General features: G+C 61.6%; 18 protein-coding genes. 9 read left to right on the top strand and 9 right to left on the bottom strand.

The genetic code is table 11. The features are described from left to right. Position 1: 1 nt before the first annotated feature. Positions 2 to 1,861, bottom strand: a complete 1,860-nt coding sequence (locus CDO35_RS10150) for an extracellular solute-binding protein (protein WP_099524442.1) — start codon at positions 1,859 to 1,861, stop codon at positions 2 to 4. Beyond that, a complete protein-coding gene (locus tag CDO35_RS10145; RefSeq protein ID WP_099524441.1) occupies positions 1,858 to 3,687 on the bottom strand; it encodes an extracellular solute-binding protein in 1,830 nt (609 codons plus the stop codon). The genes CDO35_RS10150 and CDO35_RS10145 overlap by 4 nt, the downstream gene beginning before the upstream one ends. 146 nt (positions 3,688 to 3,833) lie before the next feature. Between CDO35_RS10145 and CDO35_RS10140 the strand changes: the two genes are divergently transcribed. Beyond that, positions 3,834 to 5,276 (top strand): HDOD domain-containing protein, encoded by a 1,443-nt coding sequence (locus CDO35_RS10140; RefSeq protein ID WP_166432396.1) that lies wholly within the window; start codon positions 3,834 to 3,836, stop codon positions 5,274 to 5,276. Here the strand turns inward: CDO35_RS10140 and CDO35_RS10135 are convergent, their stop codons facing one another. Together CDO35_RS10135 and gloB are read right to left on the bottom strand one after the other, a co-directional pair. Continuing rightward, a complete protein-coding gene (locus CDO35_RS10135; protein ID WP_099524437.1) occupies positions 5,277 to 6,851 on the bottom strand; it encodes a lytic transglycosylase domain-containing protein in 1,575 nt (524 codons plus the stop codon). Positions 6,852 to 6,972: 121 nt separating this feature from the next. Next, positions 6,973 to 7,746: a hydroxyacylglutathione hydrolase gene (gene gloB / locus CDO35_RS10130; protein ID WP_099524435.1), complete on the bottom strand. Its 774-nt coding sequence runs from the start codon at positions 7,744 to 7,746 to the stop codon at positions 6,973 to 6,975. A 72-nt stretch (positions 7,747 to 7,818) separates the two neighbouring features. Between gloB and CDO35_RS10125 the strand changes: the two genes are divergently transcribed. From CDO35_RS10125 to nudC, 7 genes are all read left to right on the top strand, one after another. Then, the gene (locus tag CDO35_RS10125) at positions 7,819 to 8,577 is read left to right on the top strand and encodes a class I SAM-dependent methyltransferase (RefSeq protein WP_099524434.1); all 759 of its coding nucleotides are present in this window, start codon (positions 7,819 to 7,821) and stop codon (positions 8,575 to 8,577) included. A 58-nt stretch (positions 8,578 to 8,635) separates the two neighbouring features. Next, positions 8,636 to 9,088, top strand: a complete 453-nt coding sequence (gene rnhA, locus CDO35_RS10120) for a ribonuclease HI (RefSeq protein ID WP_099524432.1) — start codon at positions 8,636 to 8,638, stop codon at positions 9,086 to 9,088. Positions 9,089 to 9,161: 73 nt separating this feature from the next. Then, entirely contained in the window at positions 9,162 to 9,920 is a 759-nt protein-coding gene (gene dnaQ / locus CDO35_RS10115; protein WP_099524431.1) for a DNA polymerase III subunit epsilon, read from the top strand. Positions 9,921 to 10,041: 121 nt separating this feature from the next. Next, positions 10,042 to 12,285: an Orn/Lys/Arg family decarboxylase gene (locus tag CDO35_RS10110; protein WP_099524429.1), complete on the top strand. Its 2,244-nt coding sequence runs from the start codon at positions 10,042 to 10,044 to the stop codon at positions 12,283 to 12,285. A gap of 202 nt (positions 12,286 to 12,487) precedes the next feature. Further along, positions 12,488 to 13,300 carry a crotonase/enoyl-CoA hydratase family protein gene (locus CDO35_RS10105; protein ID WP_099524428.1) on the top strand — a complete coding sequence of 271 codons (813 nt, stop codon included), beginning with the start codon at positions 12,488 to 12,490 and terminating at the stop codon, positions 13,298 to 13,300. A gap of 37 nt (positions 13,301 to 13,337) precedes the next feature. Beyond that, positions 13,338 to 15,017: a FimL-related protein gene (locus tag CDO35_RS10100; protein WP_099524426.1), complete on the top strand. Its 1,680-nt coding sequence runs from the start codon at positions 13,338 to 13,340 to the stop codon at positions 15,015 to 15,017. Continuing rightward, entirely contained in the window at positions 15,017 to 15,841 is an 825-nt protein-coding gene (nudC, locus tag CDO35_RS10095) for an NAD(+) diphosphatase (RefSeq protein WP_099524416.1), read from the top strand. The genes CDO35_RS10100 and nudC overlap by 1 nt, the downstream gene beginning before the upstream one ends. 91 nt (positions 15,842 to 15,932) lie before the next feature. Here nudC and CDO35_RS10090 read toward each other — a convergent pair whose 3' ends face one another. Beyond that, positions 15,933 to 16,712 carry a TSUP family transporter gene (locus CDO35_RS10090; protein ID WP_099524414.1) on the bottom strand — a complete coding sequence of 260 codons (780 nt, stop codon included), beginning with the start codon at positions 16,710 to 16,712 and terminating at the stop codon, positions 15,933 to 15,935. Positions 16,713 to 16,815: 103 nt separating this feature from the next. On the opposite strand from CDO35_RS10090, the gene CDO35_RS10085 reads away from it, so the two are divergent. Beyond that, the gene (locus CDO35_RS10085) at positions 16,816 to 17,463 is read left to right on the top strand and encodes a hypothetical protein (protein ID WP_099524411.1); all 648 of its coding nucleotides are present in this window, start codon (positions 16,816 to 16,818) and stop codon (positions 17,461 to 17,463) included. Positions 17,464 to 17,592: 129 nt separating this feature from the next. Here CDO35_RS10085 and CDO35_RS10080 read toward each other — a convergent pair whose 3' ends face one another. From CDO35_RS10080 to CDO35_RS10065, 4 genes are all read right to left on the bottom strand, one after another. Beyond that, on the bottom strand, positions 17,593 to 18,360 hold the full coding sequence (locus tag CDO35_RS10080; RefSeq protein WP_099524409.1) for an SDR family oxidoreductase: 768 nt from the start codon (positions 18,358 to 18,360) through the stop codon (positions 17,593 to 17,595). Between the two features lie 15 nt (positions 18,361 to 18,375). Further along, positions 18,376 to 19,443, bottom strand: a complete 1,068-nt coding sequence (locus tag CDO35_RS10075) for a phosphotransferase family protein (protein ID WP_099524407.1) — start codon at positions 19,441 to 19,443, stop codon at positions 18,376 to 18,378. 220 nt (positions 19,444 to 19,663) lie between these two features. Next, positions 19,664 to 19,975 (bottom strand): SCP2 sterol-binding domain-containing protein, encoded by a 312-nt coding sequence (locus CDO35_RS10070; protein ID WP_003459932.1) that lies wholly within the window; start codon positions 19,973 to 19,975, stop codon positions 19,664 to 19,666. Positions 19,976 to 20,031: 56 nt separating this feature from the next. Further along, entirely contained in the window at positions 20,032 to 20,730 is a 699-nt protein-coding gene (locus CDO35_RS10065) for a histidine phosphatase family protein (RefSeq protein WP_099524406.1), read from the bottom strand. Between the last annotated feature and the right edge of the window lie 76 nt (positions 20,731 to 20,806).

Here is a 20,806-nt window from a genome sequence, read left to right as displayed (position 1 = left end):
GTTATTGCTTCGCCTCTTCGGTCGCTTGTTCGGCGGCTTGCTGCTGGGCCTCGCTTGGCTGCTCCAGGCCTGGGCGTACCCACCAGGTGTGCAGGCCGATATCGTAGAGCGGCGTCACTTTCGGATGCTCGAAGCGATTCCAGTAGGCGACGCGCCAGGTCTTGATGTGCCAGTTGGGGATCACGTAATAGCCCCACAGCAGCACGCGGTCGAGGGCGCGGGTGTGTGCGATCAGATGTTGCCGCGAGTCGGCGTTGATCAGCCCTTCGACGATCTGGTCGATGGCCGGGTCCTTGAGGCCAATGAAGTTGCGGCTGCCAGGGTTGTCGGCGCTGGAAGAATGCCAGTATTCACGCTGTTCGTTGCCCGGCGAGTTGGACTGGCCGAAACCACCGACGATCATGTCGAAATCACGCGAACGCAGGCGGTTGATGTACTGCGAAACGTCAACGCGGCGGATCACCAGCTCAATGCCGAGGTCGGCCAGGTTGCGTTTGAAGGGCAGCAGCACACGTTCAAATTCGGTCTGCGCGAGCAGAAACTCGAAACTTACCGGCTGGCCGCTGGCGTCGAGCATGCGATCACCATCGATACGCCAGCCAGCCTGTTGCAGCAGTTGGTAGGCGCGGCGCTGTTGCTCGCGGATGATGCCGCTGCCGTCGGTGACCGGTACACGGAATTCCTCGCTGAACACTTCGGCTGGAATCTTACCGCGCAGCGGCTCGAGGATCTTCAGTTCGTCTTCACCGGGCAGCCCTTGCGAACCCAGCTCGGAGTTGTCGAAGTAGCTGCGGGTGCGGAAATAGGCGCCGTTGAACAGGCGTTTGTTGGCCCATTCGAAGTCGTACAGCAGGCCCAGTGCTTCACGTACGCGGCGATCCTGGAACTGCGGACGGCGGGTGTTGAAGATGAAACCCTGCATCCCTGTGGGGTTGCGGTTCTGGATTTCTTCCTTGATCAGCTGGCCGTTGGCAACCGCCGGGGTGTTGTAGGCGGTGGCCCAGTTCTTCGCACTGGTTTCCAGCCAGTAGTCGAACTGGCCGGCCTTCAGCGCTTCCAGGGCCACGGTGTTGTCGCGGTAGTAGTCGATCTGGATGCTGTCGAAATTGTAGAAGCCGCGGCTCACGGGCAGGTCCTTGGCCCACCAGTCGTCGACCCGCTCGTAGCGGATGCTGCGCCCAGCCTGAACACGACCGACCTTGTATGGGCCGCTGCCCAGCGGTACCTCGAGATTGCTCTTGGCGAAGTCGCGCTCGGCCCACCAGTGCTTGGGTAGCACCGGCAGTTGGCCGACGATCAGCGGCAGCTCGCGGTTGCCGGCGTGCTTGAACACGAAACGCACGCTGTGCGGCGATTCCACTTCCACCTCTTCGACATCGGCGTAGTAGCCGCGGTACATCGGTGCGCCTTTTTCCATCAGCGTATCGAAGGTGAACTTGACGTCCTCGGCGGTGATCGGCGTGCCGTCGTGGAAGCGCGCTTCCTTGCGTATCAGGAAGCGTACCCAGGCGTTGTCAGGCGCTTTCTCGATCTTTTCTGCCACCAGGCCATAGGCGGTGAACGGCTCGTCCATGCTCTGCACGGCAAGGGTGTCGTAGATCAGATTGATCTCGTCGGCTGCCACGCCCTTGCTGATGAAGGGGTTGAGGCTATCAAAGCCACCGAAACCCGCTTCGCGAAAGGTACCGCCCTTGGGCGCGTCGGGGTTGGTGTATTCGAAGTGCGTGAAGTTGGCGGGATATTTGGGCGGCTCGTCGTAGAGGGTGACGGCATGCTTGGGGGCGGCGAAGGTTAGGCCGGCCAGGCCGAGCAGAATGAGGCTGCTACCGTGGAGCAGGAAACTGCGCAGCGGGTGGGTCATCGAGCGTTCTCCGTAGGCTTCAGCCACCAGGTGCGCAGGCCCAGGGTGTAGGGCGGCGTGGTGACGAAGGCGAACCGGTTGCGGTACGCCAGGCGGTGATAATTGATGTACCAGTTGGGAATGCTGTAGTGCTGCCAGAGCAGGACCCGATCAAGGGCCCGTGCGGCTGCTACCTGTTCGTCCCGCGTCTGCGCCGAGAGCAGTTTGTCGATCATCTCGTCGACCACCGGATCATTGACGCCTGCATAGTTCTTGCCGCCCCTGATGTTCACTTGGCTGGAATGGAAATACAGCGATTGTTCCAGGCCTGGGCTGAGGGTTTGCGGCAGGGTCAGCAGGATCATGTCGTAGTCGAACTGGTCAAGGCGTTGCTTGTATTGGGCGCGGTCGACAGTGCGCAGGTTGGCGCGTATGCCGATACTGGCGAGGTTGGCGATATAGGGTTGGAGAATGCGTTCGAGGCTGGGGTTGACCAGCATGATCTCGAACTCGAGGCGTTGACCGCGAGCATTACGCAACTCCTGGCCGGAGGGCTTCCAGCCGGCGTCGGCCAATAGACCGAGGGCGCGGCGCAAGGTTTCCCGGGGGATACCGCGACCATCGGTTACCGGTTGTGTCAGTGGTTCGGTGAGCAGGCGCGCGGGCAGCTTGTCGCGGTGAGGCGACAGCAGCAGCCACTCTGCGCCTTCGGGTTTGCCGGTGGCTGAGAATTCGCTGTTGGGGTAGTAACTGGCGGCGCGTACGTAGGCATTGTTGAACAGCGTGCGATTGGTCCACTCGAAATCGAACATCAGCCCCAACGCTTCGCGCACCCTGCGGTCGCTGAACAGCTCGCGGCGCGTGTTCAGGAACAGTGCCTGGGTCTGCGTCGGGATCTGATGCGGTATCTCGGCGCGAATCACGTCGCCGCGGATCACGGCCGGGAAGCGGTAGCCGTTGCTCCAGTTCTTTGCCTGGTTCTCGATGTAGAAGTCGAATTCGCCAGCCTTGAACGCCTCGAAGGCGACATGGTTGTCGCGGTAGAACTCCACTTCGACGCGGTCGAAGTTGTACTTGCCACGATTGACCGGCAGATCCTTGCCCCACCAGTCCTTCACCCGTTCGAACACCAGGCGCCGGCCAGGCACGACCTGGACGATGCGATATGGGCCGCTGCCCAGCGGGGCTTCGAATGTTGTGCTTTTGAAGTCGCGATCTTTCCAGTAGTGCTGCGGCAGCACCGGCAGTTCGCCCAGACGCAGGATCAGCAGCGGATTGCCGGCGCGCTTGAAGACGAAGCGGATGCGGTGACGACCGAGGATATCGACGCGCTTCACCTCCTGCAGGTTGGTGCGGTACTGCGGATGGCCGTCATTGCGCAGTAGGCGATAGGAGAAGGCTACGTCGTAGGCGGTGATCGGCTTGCCATCGTGAAAGCGCGCTTCGGGGCGCAGATTGAACACCACCCAGCTGCGATCTTCGCTGTACTCGACGCTTTTGGCGATCAGGCCGTAACTGGAGGCTGGCTCATCGCCGGAAGGATCGTAAGCGCCCGTGCCGACCATCAAGGGTTCATTCAGCTCATTGGCGCCGTACTGCAGGAAATGCGCGGTCGAGATCGGGCTGCTGCCCTTGAGGGTGTAGGGGTTGAGCGTATCGAAAGTACCGGACGCCATGATGCGCAACGTGCCACCTTTGGGCGCATCGGGGTTGACCCAGTCAAAATGACTGAAGCTGGCAGGGTACTTGAGTGTCCCGAACTGGGCGTAGCCGTGGCTCTCGCTGATAGTCGCAGAGGCGGGAAAGCTCAAGGCCAGGCTGAGGAACAGCAGGAGGAGGGGACGCATCGGGCGTGAGATCCGATCCATGGCGGCGTTTGGGCTCTGGGGCGGTACAGTAACAGCTTGTATGGACAGGAAAAAGAGTGCAGCGGTGGGCGGGCGGTTACCACGCGATGACATACACTTCAGGGACACGCCATGAGGGTACGAATTTGTCGGAACGAAGCCATGGTTTGCAGTCATGGATCGATCGCCTGAACCAAGCCGAACTGCCCGCGCTGGCTGCCGTCGTGCAGGATCTGCAACGCCTTGCGCAGCAGGATTCTGCCTCAGTGCAGCAGTTGGCCGATGTGTTGCTACGTGATGCGGCGCTGACCAGCAAGGTGCTGCGGGTCGGCAACAGCGTTTACTACAACCCGTCCCAGGAAACCATCAAGACCATCTCGCGAGCCATTGTGCTGATCGGCTTCGACAATGTGCGCCTGATCAGCCTCTCTGTGAGCCTGATCGACGGGCTGCTCACTCGTGCGCCGCGCGAGCAGTTGCAGACATTGCTCGCGCGTTCTTTCCATGCCGCGGTGCAGGCGCGCAACCTTGCTGGCTATGTCATTTCCGGGCACACCGAAGAGGTATTCATCGCTGCACTGCTCCATCACCTGGGCGAGCTGGCGTTCTGGGGCTGTGGTGGGGCGCAGGCTGATGAACTGGCCGATGCCCTTGAGCGCCCTGGTGTCGATGTCGATGAAACGGTGCGTGAGGTGCTCGGGGCCAGCTTTCGTCAACTTACCCAGGCGTTGCTGAAAAGCTGGAACCTGGGCGAAACCGCCATCCTCGCCCAGGCAGGCGCCAGCCAGCATGATCCAGCTGCCTACGCCGTACAGTTGGGCGTGCGAATCAGCGAGGCGGCGCTGGGTGGCTGGGATTGTGCGGAAATGGAGGGCGTGCTGGGTAAGGTGGCGGCGTTTATCGAGCTGACTCCGGAGGAAACCCTGCAGCAGGTGCTGGCCAGTGCGGATGAGGCGGTCAAGGTCGCCTCGACCTTCGGTGCCAGCAAGTTGTGCCGGCTGATTCCCAATACCGATCCCGAGCAGATTCTTCAGCAGCAGGAAGAGCGTCGTGCGCGTTTGCTGCAGCCGGATCTGCTGGTGATGCAGCAGGCATTGCAGGACCTCGGTCTGATGGTCAATGCCAGGGCCGATCTCGGGCTGGTGCTCGATACCTTGCTCAAAGGCCTGCATCGAGGCGCTGGCCTGGAGCGGGTGATGCTTACGGTGCTGGCCGACGGACAGAGCCGCTTCCGCGCCAAGCGGGTGATCGGTGAAAAGTCGCAGCAATGGCTGGAAGAGTTCGTACTGCCAGCCGAGCAGGTAGAGCAGCCGCATATCTTCAGTTATGCGCTGCGCCATCGTGAGGCGATCTGGATGGGGGTGCCCGCCAGCTACAACCTGGCCGAGCTGGTGACCCAGCCGATTCGGCGCAGCCTTGGCGCTGGCATGTTCTTCATCGCGCCGATTATCGCGGGTACGCGGGAAATCGGCGTGCTATATGCCGACAGTCGGCTGTCCGGGCGGGCGCTGCGGCATGAGCAGTTCGTGGCGTTTCAGCGCTTCATGCAATTGGCGGGGCGTTGCCTGGAGGCGATCAGCAAGCGCTGATCACGGTAGATAGAGGGTCAGCATTTCCCCTGGCTGCAGCTTGCTGCTGCGAGGGTTCCAGGCTTGCAGGCGCTTGAGGTCGATCTTGAAGCGCTTGGCGATCACGTACAGCGAATCACCGTGCTGCACGCGGTAGTAGGTGGCCTTGTCGCGCGAGGTGGAGGTGCTGCGAGCGGTGCTGGCGACACGCGCGCTGCTATCGGCGGCGGCCAGGGTGAGCACCTGGCCGACTTTCAAATCATTGCCCTGCAGCTTGTTCCAGCGCTTCAGATCATGCACGGCGACCTGGTTGGCGCGAGCGATCTGCCACAGGTTGTCGCCATTCTTCACTTGATAGGTCCGGCTGGCCACGCTCTGCGCGGTGTCGCGCTGTTGATACAGCGGCTCGCTCGGCTGCGTGCCAGGTTTGCCTGGAATGGTCAGTACCTGGCCGATGCTCAGGTTGTTGCTGCTCAGGCGATTGACGTCCTTGAGCATGTTCACTGAGAGGTGATGACGATTGGCAATGGCGTGCAGGCTATCGCCGGAGCGCACGGTGTAACTCTGCCAGTCGACCATTTCCTGCGGTTTCATCAAGGCCAGGTTGGCGCTGAGCATCTCGGCTTTGTCGGTTGGTACCAGCAGATGTTGCGGGCCATCGAGGGTAATGCCGCGCTTATAGGCCGGGTTGAGCTGCAGCAGTTCCTGTTCATCCAGGTCGGCCAGTTTGGCGACGCGGGCCAGATCCATGTGCTGCTTGATCGCGATCTGTTCGAAGTAGGGTTCGTTGGCGATCGGCGAGAGGGTCACGTTATAGGCTTCCGGCGTCAGGATCACCTGTGACAGCGCCAGTAGCTTGGGCACATAGTCTTCGGTTTCCTTGGGCAGCGACAGGTTCCAGTAGTCGCTGGGCAGGCCGAGCTTCTCGTTGCGTTCGATGGCGCGACTGATGCGGCCTTCGCCAGCGTTGTAGGCAGCCAGGGCGAGTAACCAGTCGCCGTTGAACATTTCGTGCAGGCGGCTGAGATAGTTGAGTGCGGCCTGGGTCGAGGCGGTGACGTCGCGGCGACCGTCATACCAGTTGGTCTGGCGCAGGTTGTAGTAACGGCCGGTAGACGGAATGAACTGCCAGAGGCCTACCGCGTGCGCCGAAGAATAGGCCTGTGGGTCGTAAGCGCTTTCGATCACCGGCAGCAGCGCCAGCTCCATCGGCATGTCGCGTTCAGCCAGGCGTTCGACGATGTAGTGGATATAGGGGGCGCTACGTTCGCTGACGGTGTCGACATGCTTCGGATTGCTGGCGTACCACAGGCGTACGCGCTCGATGCGCGGGTTGATGCCTATCTGATCCTGCAGCTTGAAGCCGTCGCGCATGCGCTCCCAGATATCGGTGTATTCGCGGGGTTTGACTTCGCTGCTGAGCCACTCGGGCTCACGTTCCATGCCGATGGCGCGGGAGGTATCGGCAGATCGATCCGGGGTGTCGCTGGGCAGGCTCTGACAACCGGCCAGGATCATGCAACACATCACTGCGAGCGCTCGAGAGCTTCGCGCCAATGCCTTTATATTCAATGGCTTGCGTGATGATAAAGGCATTGGCTGAGGTGTTCATCCCGACGAAAAATTCGGGCGATTCTAGGAATCGAGGCGGTGCTGGTCAAGTTTTCACCAGTCCTGGACTGGTCTTTTGCGGGCCTGTCGACCTTTTTCTCAGCAGCTAGAAGTTGTCTTTCCAGGCGCGCAGGCTAGCGAATACGGCGCTTGGCTCGCTCGACTGGAGGTCGTCGCGTCCGTTGGTCGCAGCGACGACCGAAGGTTCGCCAGCACGCAGGAAAGGATTGGTGGCCAGTTCCAGTTCGATGTTCGACGGCAGGCTGATGCGGCCTTCGTCGCGCCAGCGGCTCACTTCGGCCAGGCGTTCGTTCAAGCGCGCATTGTCCGGCTCGACGGCGTGGGCGAAGCGCAGGTTGCTCAAGGTGTATTCGTGGGTGCAGTACACAAGGGTACGGGCGGGCAGGGCCGCCAGGCGGCTGAGAGACTGATGCATCTGTTGCGGGGTGCCTTCGAACAGGCGGCCACATCCGCCTGCGAACAGGGTATCACCACAGAACAGCAGGTCCTGTCCGGCGTGGTAGTAAGCGATATGACCGAGCGTGTGGCCAGGCACGGCCATGACCTGGAAGCGCAGGCCGAGCACGTCGATCTCGTCGTTGTCGTTCAGATCGAGGTCACGGGCCGGGATCTTCTCCGCCGCCGGGCCGGCGACACGTGCGCCGGTGGCTTTCTTCAGTGTTTCGACACCGCCGACATGATCGAAGTGGTGGTGGGTGATCAGGATGTCGCTGAGCGTCCAGTCAGGACGGGCCTCCAGCCAGGCCATGACCGGCGCCGCGTCGCCGGGGTCGACCACGGCGCAGCGCTTGCTGCGGGCGTCCTGCAGCAGCCAGATATAGTTGTCATTGAAGGCGGGCAGCGCGTCGATCTGAATCATTGCGGGTCGCTAAGCTGGTGATAAAGGTGCATCTTAGACACGACATGCAGAACCTGTCATGCGGAGGCAGCGATGACTGATGAGGCATTCGCCCAGGCCGACCCTGAGTGGCTCAAGCTTATCGGCGAGGCGCGCGACTGGCTTGCCGGGCCGCTCGGCCAACTGTTGCTGGAGGAAGAGCGGCGCTTGCTGGAAGAGGAGCTGGCGCGTTTTTTCGGTGGTTATCTGGTGAACTACGGCCCTGGTGCGGAGGGGCCGCCCAAAGCGGGACAGATCCAGCACAACGTGCGCCTTGGCGCGCCGATGCCAGGCGTGCAGATCGTCTGCGAAGAGCAGTCCTGGCCGCTGGGCGAGCACGCTGCCGACGTGGTGGTGCTGCAACATGGCCTGGATTTCAGCCTGTCACCCCACGGCCTGTTGCGTGAGGCGGCGCGCAGCGTCAGACCTGGCGGGCATCTGTTGATTCTGGGTATTCACCCCTGGAGCGCCTGGGGCGTGCGTCGCCTGTTTGCCCGGGACGGTTTGGCCAAGGCACGTTGCATCGCCCCGAGCCGTGTCGGCGACTGGCTGAGTTTGCTGGGCTTTGCGTTGGAGAAACGGCGGTTCGGGTGCTATCGTCCGCCGCTCGCTTCGCTGGCCTGGCAAACGCGCCTGCTGCGAATGGAGAGCTGGGGCGATGCCTGGCAGTTGCCGGGCGCCGGTTGTTACCTGTTGGTAGCACGCAAGTTGGTGGTTGGTTTGCGTCCGTTGCGGCAGTCGCGCCGCGAGCCGATGGGCAAGTTGCTGCCGATGCCAGTGGCGAAGGTCAGTCGGCGTGATCTCGACAACTGATTGCGGCAATTTGCTGCCGGCCAGACTCCGGCCAAACAATTCTGTACAGAGCTTATGAATGTCTGAAAACCATGATGTGGTGATTTACACCGACGGTGCCTGCAAGGGCAATCCTGGCCCCGGAGGTTGGGGCGCGCTGCTGGTGTACAAAGGTGTGGAGAAGGAACTCTGGGGCGGAGACCCCAATACCACCAACAACCGCATGGAGCTGATGGCGGCGATTGCCGGCCTGATCGCGCTGACCCGGCCGTGCTCGGTCAAGCTGGTGACCGACTCGCAGTATGTGATGAAGGGTATCCAGGAATGGCTGCCGAACTGGAAGAAGCGCGGCTGGAAGACCGCTTCGAAAGAGCCGGTGAAAAACGCCGATCTCTGGCAGAAGCTGGATGAGGAAGTGAATCGCCATCAAGTGAGCTGGCAGTGGGTGCGCGGGCATACTGGTCACCCCGGCAACGAGCGTGCGGACCAGTTGGCCAATCGCGGCGTCGACGACGTGCGTGCGGCGCGCTGAGCGGTTATTCAGCACCTGAGTTAAGATGCTGCGCTGAGTGTGCGGCAACCCGAATAGATGAGAGAGGCAAGGCGTGACAACCGAGAACACCGTCAAACGCTACGTAGTGCTGGATACCGAAACCACGGGTATGCCGGTCACCGACGGGCACCGCATCATCGAGATCGGTTGTGTCGAATTGCTGGGCCGCCGTCTGACCGGGCGTCACTTCCACGTTTACCTCAACCCCGATCGTGAAATCGACGAAGGCGCCATCGCGGTTCACGGCATTACCAACGAATACGTGGCCGACAAGCCACGCTTCAAGGAAGTCGCCGATGAATTCTACGAGTTCATCAAGGGCGCCCAACTGATCATCCACAACGCGGCGTTCGACGTTGGTTTCATCAACAACGAATTTGCCTTGTTGGGGCAAAGCGAGCGCGCCGACGTCAGTGATTATTGCTCGGTGCTCGATACCCTGATGATGGCGCGCGAGCGTCATCCGGGGCAGCGCAACAGCCTCGATGCGCTGTGCAAGCGTTACGGCGTCGACAACTCCAACCGCGAACTGCACGGCGCCTTGCTCGACTCGGAGATTCTCGCCGACGTCTACCTGGCGATGACTGGCGGGCAGACCAATCTGTCCCTGGCCGGTGAAGGCTCCGATGGTGATGGCAGCGGGCGTCAGCAGGCCACGCCGATTCGCCGTCTTGACGCATCGCGTCCGCGTACTCGCGTCATTCGCGCCAGCGAAGACGAACTAGCGGCGCACATGGCGCGTCTGGCCGTGATCGAAAAATCCGCAGGCGGCCCGTCGCTGTGGGCGCAGTTGGAAAAAGCGCCGGAATAACCGAACAGCGCAATTGCGACCTTTTCTTATAGCGTGATGCACAGGGGGTTCCGCCGATCGGGGGGAGCCTCTACCCTGAGGTGATGGGCAGGCCAAGCCTGCCAGCCTTCAGGACGTCACAATGTATAAAGATCTCAAGTTTCCCGTCCTAATCGTGCATCGCGATATCAAGGCCGACACTGTGGCCGGTGATCGTGTGCGCGCCATCGCTCAGGAGCTTACCCAGGACGGTTTCAGCATTCTGCCCACGGCGAGCGCCGCTGAGGGGCGCATTGTCGCGTCCACCCACCACGGCCTGGCCTGCATCCTTGTGGCCGCCGAGGGAGCGGGGGAGAACAGCCGCCTGTTGCAGGACATGGTCGAGCTGATCCGCGTGGCGCGAGTGCGCGCACCGCAGTTGCCGATCTTCGCCCTGGGCGAGCAGGTCACCATCGAGAACGCGCCGGCCGAAGCCATGGCCGATCTCAACCACCTGCGCGGCATCCTCTATCTCTACGAAGACACTGTGTCGTTCCTCGCCAGGCAGGTGGCGCGTGCGGCGCACAACTACCTTGATGGCCTGCTACCGCCGTTCTTCAAGGCGCTGGTGCAGCACACCGCGCAATCCAACTATTCCTGGCACACGCCTGGTCATGGTGGTGGCGTAGCCTATCGCAAGAGTCCGGTGGGCCAGGCCTTCCACCAGTTCTTCGGTGAAAACACACTGCGTTCGGATTTGTCGGTGTCGGTGCCGGAGCTGGGCTCGCTGCTTGACCACACTGGCCCGCTGGCCGAAGCCGAGGCGCGCGCGGCGCGTAACTTCGGTGCCGACCACACCTTCTTCGTGATCAACGGGACCTCGACGGCGAACAAGATCGTCTGGCATTCGATGGTCGGCCGCGATGACCTGGTGCTGGTGGATCGCAACTGCCACAAGTCGATCCTGCACTCGATCATCATGACCGGCGCGATCCCGCTGTATCTCTGCCCCGAGCGCAATGAACTGGGGATCATCGGGCCGATTCCGCTCTCCGAGTTCAGCAAAGCGTCGATCCAGGCCAAGATCGACGCCAGCCCGCTGGCGCGCGGTCGTGCGCCCAAGGTCAAGCTGGCGGTGGTGACCAACTCCACCTATGACGGGCTTTGCTACAACGCTGAAATGGTCAAGCAGGCGCTGGGTGACTCGGTCGAGGTGCTGCACTTCGACGAAGCCTGGTACGCCTACGCCGCTTTCCACGAGTTCTACGCTGGCCGCTATGGTATGGGCACCCAGTACGATGAGCATTCACCGTTGGTGTTCACCACGCATTCGACGCACAAGCTGCTGGCAGCCTTCAGCCAGGCCTCGATGATTCACGTGCAGGATGGCGGGCAGCGTCAGCTGGACCGCGACCGTTTCAACGAAGCCTTCATGATGCACATCTCCACGTCGCCGCAGTACGGCATCATCGCCTCGCTGGATGTAGCTTCGGCGATGATGGAAGGACCTGCCGGCCGTTCGCTGATCCAGGAAACCTTCGACGAGGCGCTGAGCTTCCGCCGCGCTCTGGCCAATGTGCGGCGCAACCTGAGCGCCGAGGACTGGTGGTTCAGTATCTGGCAGCCGGGTGAGGCCGATGGCGCCGACAGCCTGAAGACCTCCGACTGGGTGTTGCAACCGGACGCCGACTGGCATGGCTTCGGCGAAGTGGCCGATGACTATGTGCTGCTCGATCCGATCAAGGTCACGTTGGTGATGCCCGGCCTCAATGCCGCCGGCAAGCTGGAGCAGCAGGGCATTCCCGCTGCGGTGGTCAGCAAGTTCCTCTGGGAGCGTGGGCTGGTGGTGGAGAAAACCGGCCTGTACTCCTTCCTGGTGCTGTTCTCCATGGGCATCACCAAAGGCAAGTGGAGCACGCTGCTGACCGAGCTGCTGGAGTTCAAGCGCAGCTACGACGCCAATCTGCCGTTGATCGATGTACTGCCCTCCATCGCCCACACGGGCGGCGGGCGCTATCAGGGTATGGGCCTGCGTGACCTGTGCGACGCGCTGCATGGCTGCTACCGCGAGAACGCCACGGCCAAAGCGCTGAAAAGCATGTACACGGCGCTGCCTGAGCTGGCCATCAAACCGGCTGATGCCTACGACCGCCTGGTGCGCGGCGAGGTCGAGGCGGTACCCATCGATCAATTGCAGGGGCGTATCGCGGCGGTGATGCTGGTGCCTTACCCGCCGGGTATTCCGTTGATCATGCCAGGCGAGCGCTTCACGGCGGCCACGCGCTCGATTCTCGACTACCTGGCGTTCGCGCGGACGTTCGACCAGGCCTTCCCAGGGTTCGATATCGACGTGCACGGTTTGCAGACCGAGGCGGGTGAGTACAGCGTGGATTGCCTGGTGGAGTAATCCTGCCGTGGATCTGTCGGGGAGCAAGATCCTCGACAGATCAATCTCTTATCTCTGACATTCAAAGCGGTTGTTAACGTCCGGGGCGTGCCCTGCGTCACAGTGGCAAGCATCGACTTTTATGGCGCGCTTGTTATAGTTGCTCGGTTATTAATCACAAAATTGTTACTGTGCTGCCGAGCCGCGGCTGAGGATGCCTGCCATGTCCGACTACAAAGCCTTCCGCGTCGAGCTGGCGGACAAGATCGCCTATGTGCAGATCAACCGTCCGGACAAGATCAACGCCATGAATGCCGATTTCTGGCGCGAGATCATCGAGATCTTCCAGTGGGTCGATGACAACGATGCGGTTCGTGTCGTGGTGCTCTCCGGTGCTGGCAAACACTTTTCCTCGGGCATCGACCTGATGCTGCTGGCCTCGGTCGGCGCTCAGCTGGGCAAGGACGTTGGTCGCAACGCCACGGCACTTCGCCGCAAGATTCTCGAGCTGCAAGCCTCCTTCAACGCCGTAGACAACTGCCGCAAGCCAGTGCTGGCTGCCATTCAGGGCTATTGCATCGGCGGTGCCATCGACCTGATCAGCGCTTGCGACATGCGTTATTCCACGCTCGATGCGCAGTTCTCGATCAAGGAGATCGACATGGGCATGGCTGCCGATGTCGGTACCCTGCAGCGTCTGCCGCGCATCATCGGCGACGGCATGATGCGCGAGCTGGCCTTCACCGGGCGCAACATCGATGGCACTGAAGCTGCCCGTATCGGCCTGGTCAATCGCACCTATGAAAATCAGGAGGCGCTGCTGGCCGGGGTGATGGAAATCGCCGCACAAATCGCCGCCAAGTCGCCGATTGCCGTGCGTGGCACCAAGGAAATGATTCGCTATATGCGCGATCACCGGGTCGACGATGGCCTTGAATACATCGCCACCTGGAACGCCGCCATGCTGCAATCGGAAGACCTGCGCCTGGCCATGGCGGCGCACATGACCAAGCAGAAGCCGGAGTTCGCCGACTGATGCCGTATTCGCTGATGTTCGCTGCGAGGCCTAGAGCATGGTAAGTGGAGCCACATCCCTGAATCTGGTGCGCGACGAGCTGTTCGTCACCATGGAAGAGGCCGAGCAGAGCCTGGAGCATTTCATCGCCGAGCGGCACAACGGCAGTCTGTTGCAGCAAGCGGTGGAAAGCCTGCACCAGGTTCGCGGCACGCTCAATCTGATCGAGCTGGCCGGCGCCGAACTGCTGGCTCAGGAAGTGCTGGATCAGGCCACTGACATTCCCGCTGGTGCTGGTGAGGAGCGCGACGCGCAGCTCTCGGCTCTGAGCAATGCCCTGCATGTGCTGCGCCGCTATCTGGAAAACGTCGACGCCCATCGCCAGGAAATGCCTGAACTGTTGCTGCCGGCGATCAACGATTTACGTCAGGCCGGCGCGCAGCAGCCGCTGCCGGAGAGTTTCTTCTTCAGCGTTCGCCTCGATCATGCGCGGCCGCACACGGCTACTCAGCCACTCGATGGCGCGGCCAAGCTGAGCGAAGGCAAGCGCCTGCGTCACATGTATCAGGTCGGACTGCTCGGTTTTATCCGTGAGCAGAATCCGCAGGCCAGCCTCAAGCTGATGGTGCGTGCCATGGCGCGCCTGGACAGCCTGTTCGCCAACGAGCCGCGTGGGCGCATGTGCTGGATTGGTGCCGCGGCCATCGAGGCACAGTGCGACGGTCAACTGCTAGCGCGCAAATCGCGCAAGCAGCTGTTTTCGCGAGTGGATCGCGAGCTCAAGCTGATGCTCGGCAACCCACAGTACGAGGCGCCGCGCAGCTTGTTGAAAGAGTTGCTGTATCTGGTCGCGCTCGCCGACAGTCATGGCCCGCACGCCACTGCTATGCGCGAAGTGTTCGGCCTCACGCCGCTGCCGTTCACCGACCACTTGCTGGAAGAGGAATACCAGCGACTCGCTGGGCCGGGCAAGGCGGTGATGCGCTCGCTATCCACGGCGATTCGCGAAGAGCTGGCCAGCGTCAAGGACATGCTCGACCTGCTCGAGCGTGGCACCTTGCAAGGTGAAACCCTGGGCACCCTGCATGCGTTGCTGGGCAAATTGGCCAAGACCCTGGGCATGGTCGGTTTGAATTCTGCCGGCAACTCGCTCGGTGCTCAGCTGCCGCAGGTTGCCGCCTGGAGTGAAGACACGCCGCCGCAGGCGGAGCAACTGCACAAGCTGGCTGATGCCGTGCTCTATGTCGAAGGTATGGTGGCCAGCCTGGAACGTGGCGAGGGTCGCGATCTCAGGCCGGCTGCTGTCGAGCCGGGCAATGAGGCCGACTCTTTCGCCACTCATCAACTCAACGAAGCCCGTATCGTGGTGGTCGATGAGGCTCAGGCCGGTTTGGCTCTGGCTAAACGCGCGATCACTGCGTATCTGGAATCGGCTGGCGACAAGATGCACCTGTCCAACGTGCCGTTCAGCTTGCAGGCCGTGCGGGGTGGCTTGTGGTTCCTCGAGCAGCGCCGCGCCGCGATGCTGGTCGGTGCCTGCGCCGACTATATCCAGGCGCGCATGCTCGAGTCCGCGCAAATGCCGTCGGAACAGATGCTGGAAACCTTGGCGGATGCCCTGAGCAGCCTTGAGTATTACTTGGAAGCCGGCGCTGTGATGCGTCCGGAAACCCGTCCCAGCGTGCTTGATCTGGCTGAGGAAAGCGTCAAGGCGCTGGGTATGCCGGTGGCGGCCTGATGGTCTGGCGCAATACCTTTCTCGATCCTGCTCAACCAGGCGGCTGGGCACTGCTCTACAACCAGCAGCATTTTCTCGCCGACAGCAATGGTGTGCTATTTCCGCGTGACTGGGTCAAGCGCCAGGATCTGCCGATTCTCGGCGAGCAGGGTATCGGTCATTTCGGTGAGGATGCCGTTTACCTGTTGCAACTCAAGCCTTCGGCCACCCTGGAGGGCTGCACCTGGCAGAGCCTGCGTCAGTTCATGCTGCAGGGCGAAGCAGAAACCTTCCGCATGCTGGCCTACGCCGCGCAGATTGGCACCTGGTATGCCGAACACCGCTATTGCGGCAGCTGCGGTGCACCGACTCGTCAGCTTCCTGGTGAGCGGGCGATGCGTTGCGACAGCTGCGAATCGCAGCACTATCCGCGTATCTCACCGAGCATGATCGTGCTAGTGACGCGTGGAGACGAGGTCCTTCTGGCGCGCTCGCCGCGTTTCGTGACAGGGGTCTACAGCACCCTGGCAGGCTTTGTCGAACCAGGCGAGTCGGTGGAGCATTGCGTGGCACGTGAGGTCCGTGAGGAAGTCGGTCTCGAGGTGAAGAATCTGCAGTACATCGGCAGCCAGGGCTGGCCGTTTCCGCATTCGCTGATGTTCGGCTTCCATGCCGAATATGCCGGTGGCGATATCGTCATGCAGGAAGACGAAATCGAGGATGCGCGCTGGTTCCGTGTCGATGACTTGCCGCCATTACCGGCGTCGCGCTCCATCGCTCGCCATCTGATCGACCTCTACGTCGCGCGCCGCCTCGGTCTGCCCGAGCCGACGCTGCCGACTTAGCACTCCTCATGTAGGAGCRGCTTCAGCCGCGAATTTCACCGACCATTTCGCGGCTGAAGCTGCTCCTGCACGATGCTATGTCCTGGCGGAGTTAACCGACCCAGTGCTGCCAGACCAGGCGGGCGGTAAGCGCCAGAACCACAGCGATGAATACCGGGCGGATGAATTTCGAGCCGCCGCCAATCGCCGTGCGCGCGCCGAGAAAGGCGCCGACCGTCAGTGCAGCGCCCATGCTCAGGCCGAGTACCCAGGCCACCTGGCCGAATGCGATGAACACCGCTAACGCAGCCGCGTTGCTGACGAAGTTCATGGTGCGTGCGACGCCACTGGCACGTACCAGGTCGAGTGGGTACATCAGCAGGCTGCTGACCGTCCAGAACGCCCCGGTGCCAGGGCCAGCCACGCCATCGTAGAAACCTAGCCCCAGCCCCTGTGGCCACTGCCGGCCACGAGCGATCGGCAGGTCGTGCTCGGCCGGTGCCTCCGGCATGCGGCCGAACAATAGATACAGACCGCAAGCGAAGACGATCACTGGCAACATCTGATTGAGCCAGGCGGCTGGCATCCAGTGCGCGATGACAGCGCCAGCCAGGGCACCGATCAGGGTTGCCAACAACGCGTTACGCCATTGCTTCGGGTCGAACAGCTTGCGCCGGTAGAAGGTCAGGGCGGCGGTGCCTGAGCCAAAGGTGGCGCACAGCTTGTTGGTACCCAGCACCAGGTGCGGTGGCAGGCCGGCAGTGAGCAGGGCGGGGATGGTCAGCAGACCGCCGCCACCGGCAATGGCGTCGATAAAACCAGCGATGAAGGCGACCAGGGCGAGAATGGCCAGTGTGCCGGGGTCGATGGCGAGCTCGAGAGCGAAGGGCATATTTAAAGTGTCGACTTGTGGGCGAATGCGCAGCCTGCTGGCTGTTCGTCGTGGAGAGAGCTGCGCATAATGCCGGGATTTCGCCATAGAAGGAACGCAATCGATGCAATACGACGGGTTGGCCTGGGCCGTGGCGCTGTTGGCCGTATTGGCGCTGCTGGTGGCATTGCGCATTCTGCTCAATACGGGCTGGTTCCTCGGCTGGTTGCGTGGCACCTGTGGTCTGGCATTTCTCGCGTTGGCAGGGCTGGTGGGCCTGGTGGCTTACGATCTGTATGCCTATGAGCCATTGCAGCAGGGCAAGCCCTTGGTGACGCTGAGCTTCAAGGCCGACGGCCCGCAGCGCTATCAGGTGACGTTGCTCGAAGGTGGGCGCGAGCGCACGGTTACCCTGGAGGGCGACATGTGGCAGCTCGATGGTCGGCTGATTCGCTGGAAAGGTCTGGCCGAGCTGATTGGCCTTGAGCCGGGTTATCGCCTGGAGCGTCTGTCAGGGCGTTTTCTGGCCATCGAGCAGCAGGCGCTGGCGCAACACGGTCGCGTGCAGTTGGCCGAAAGCCCCTATGGTGTGGACCTGTGGCGTTGGCTGCGGCTGAGCCAGCGTGATCTGCTGCTGTTCGACCCGCAGGCGCTGCGAGTGACCTATCTGCCGATTGCTGCCGATGCCGTCTATAGCGTCAGCCTGACGCCGACCGGTTTGCTGGCTGAACCGATGAACCCGGCAGCCGAAGCCGCGTTGAAGGATTGGTAAGCGGCAGCAGAGTGTGGCGGAAGTAGTGTGCGCCGTGCGCACCGATAGACCGAACCCATCTGCGGTGCGTAAGGCGCGCACTACAAAAAAGGCACCTGTAAGGTGCCTTTGTCGTTTATGCCATCGACCTCAGGAGAGGAAGCCGCCGTCCACGTTCAGCGCCACGCCGGTGGTGTAGCTGGAGGCGTCACTGGCCAGATACAGCACCGTGCCAGCCATCTCGCTCGGGTCGGCCACGCGCTTTAGCGGGATACGTTGCAGGGCGTGCTTGAGGATGGCGTCGTTCTTGGTCAGCGCTGAGGCGAACTTGGTGTCGGTCAGGCCGGGCAGCAGGGCGTTGCAGCGGATGCCGAACTGCGCGCATTCCTTGGCGAACACCTTGGTCATGCTGATCACCGCAGCCTTGGTCACCGAGTAGATGCCCTGGAACTCGCCGGGGGAGACGCCATTGATCGAGGCGACGTTGATGATCGAGCCGCCGCCGTTTTCCTTCATCAGCTTGCCGCCTTCGATGGACATGAAGTAGTAGCCGCGAATGTTCACGTCCACGGTCTTCTGGAAGGCGGAGAGGTCGGTGTCCAGCACGTTGCAGAACTGCGGGTTGGTCGCGGCGTTGTTGACCAGGATGTCGAGGCGACCGAACTGTTCCTTGATCTGCGCGAAGACGTTGGTGATCTGCTCCATCTCGCCGATGTGACAGGCGATGGCAGTGGCCTTGCCACCCTCGGCGGTGATGGCATCGGCCACGGCCTGGCAGCCGTCGATCTTGCGGCTGGAAACGATCACGTGGGCGCCTTGCTGGGCCAGCAACTTGGCGATGGCCTCGCCGATGCCACGGCTGGCGCCGGAAACGAAGGCGATCTTGCCGTCGAGGTCGAACAGTTGGGTCTTGGACATTGTGATTACCCCGGGTTAGAGAGTGGATTTACCGATGACCTGCAGGCACATCTGCTCCAGCAGCTTGTTCATGTGAATGAACTGGGCGAAGCGCTTGTCCTGGGTCTGGCCGTGATAGAAGCGGTAGTAGATTTGCTGCACAATGCCGGCCAGGCGGAACAGGCCGTAGGTGTAGTAGAAGTCGAAGCTCTTGATCTCGATGCCGGCTTTTTCGGCGTAGTAGTCGACGAACTGCTGGCGCGTGAGCATGCCCGGCGCGTTGCTTGGCTGGCGGCGCATCAGTTGCACTGGCGCCGGGTCGCCGGCTTCGATCCAGTAGGCCAGAGTGTTGCCCAGATCCATCAGCGGATCGCCGATGGTGGTCATCTCCCAGTCGAGCACGCCGATGATCTGCATCGGGTTGTTCGGGTCGAGGATCACGTTATCAAAGCGGTAGTCGTTGTGCACGATGCCCGGCTTGTGGTGGTCGGCCGGCATCTTGTCGTTGAGCCAGGCCTTGACCGGCTCCCAGCTCGGCGCGTCCGGAGTCAGGGCCTTCTCGTAGCGATCGCTCCAGCCCTTGATCTGGCGCTCGACATAACCTTCAGGCTTGCCCAGGTCGCCCAGGCCGCAGGCGTTGTAGTCGACGTTGTGCAGCTCCACCAGCTTGTCGATGAAGCTCTTGCACAGCGCGGCGGTCTGCTCGGCGCTGAAGTTCAGCTCGGCCGGCATTTCAGAGCGCAGGATGATGCCCTTGACCCGCTCCATCACGTAGAACTCGGCGCCGATCACCGACTCGTCGGTGCAGTGGACGTAGGCTTTCGGGCAGTAGGGGAAACCGGCATTGAGCTGATTGAGGATGCGGTACTCGCGGCCCATGTCATGCGCCGACTTGGCCTTGTGGCCGAAGGGCGGGCGGCGCAGGACGAACTCCTGCTGCGGGTACTCGATCAGGTAGGTCAGGTTCGAAGCGCCGCCGGGGAACTGGCTGATCTTCGCTTCACCGCTCAGGCCTGGAATATTGGCTTTCAGGTAGGTGTCGATGACGGCAGCATCGAGTTCTTCGCCAGTACGGATACGGGTGGATTGGTCAGTGAGCGCCATGCTTATCCCTTCTACTTATGATGGGTGCCCCAGATAATTGGCTAATCTAATGCTGCACCCTGGCTGTCACAAGCAATACGCGCCGTTATAGGCGGGCGTGTTGCACCTCGATCAAACTGCCTAATCAGTCATTTTCGACCTGACCTTTCGCTTGTGCGCAAGCAATAAAAAACCGGAGTGCCAGGACTCCGGTTTTCGTGTTTTGCGCTCAGCTCGCCGATCAGACCGGGAACAGTTCGCCCAGCTTCATCGCCAGCATCATGTCGCCTTCGGCGCGCAGCTTGCCAGCCATGAAGGCCTGCATGCCGTCGGTTTCGCCACTGACGATGCCCTTGAGGGTTTCGCTGTCCATGATCAGGGTCACGTTGGCGTTCGGGTTGTCGCCTTGCTCGAGGGCGCAGGTGCCGTCTTTGACGATCAGCGCGTAGTTCTCGCCATCTTCGATGTTGAATTGGAATACCAGATCCAGGCCTGCAGCGGCGCTGGCGTTGAACTTGGACTGCATGGTTTGGGCGATGTCAGCAACACTCATGGTCTTATCCTTTTTCGGTTTTTTCGCGCAGCCTCGCGGCCGCAGTGGGCTGGAGCTCATCGATAGGTGATGAGCTCCGGCGCCTTCAGCAGCTGTAAATGCACATGGCTGTTGAAGGAAGCCAGACTCACCTCGCTGCCACGGAATTTCAGCTGGCTGAGCGAGGTATTGACGATCTGCCAATTCAGTTCGAAGGCCTTTGCCGCCGGCACGCCGGTAATCAGGCGGAGCAGGGCGGTGATGGTGCCACCGGAAGTGAACACGGCGATATTCTGTTTGCTGCCTGCCTGCTCTAGGATGCGCCGCAGGCCGCCTTCGACTTGTTCGACATAAGCCTGCCAGCTCTGCAGGCCGGGTTTGTCATGCTCGCCGGATATCCAGCGCTGGATCAGTTTGGCGAACAGGCGCTGGAACTCGGCACGGTTCTGTGCACCGTTGCGCAGAATGTGCAGGGCTTCGGGCTCTTCCGGCAGCAGATCGGGCAGCAGCGTACGAATCACTGCATCGGCGTCGAATTCGTTGAAGGCTTCGTCTATATCCAGAGTCGGCGCATGGCTCATGCGCTGCAGGGCGGCGTTGGCGGTGTGCTGCTGGCGACGCAGGCTGCCACTGACGCAACGATCAAGGGCGATACCGAGTTGTTCGAGGTGTTCGCCCAGCACTTCGGCCTGGCGTACGCCGACGGGAGACAGGACATCGTAGTCGTCTGCACCGAATGAGGCCTGGCCATGTCGAATCAGATAGATGCTGCCCACGTCCGTATTGGTCCCGGCACGTTGAATGTTTCGCGAGGGTATGAGGAAGCTCAGGGGCTGTCAACGAAAAAACATA

This window comes from Pseudomonas sediminis (assembly GCF_002741105.1).
Lineage (GTDB): Bacteria > Pseudomonadota > Gammaproteobacteria > Pseudomonadales > Pseudomonadaceae > Aquipseudomonas > Aquipseudomonas sediminis.
The sequence above is the reverse complement of the archived record's forward strand: the minus strand, read 5'-3'. Positions and strand labels throughout refer to the sequence as shown.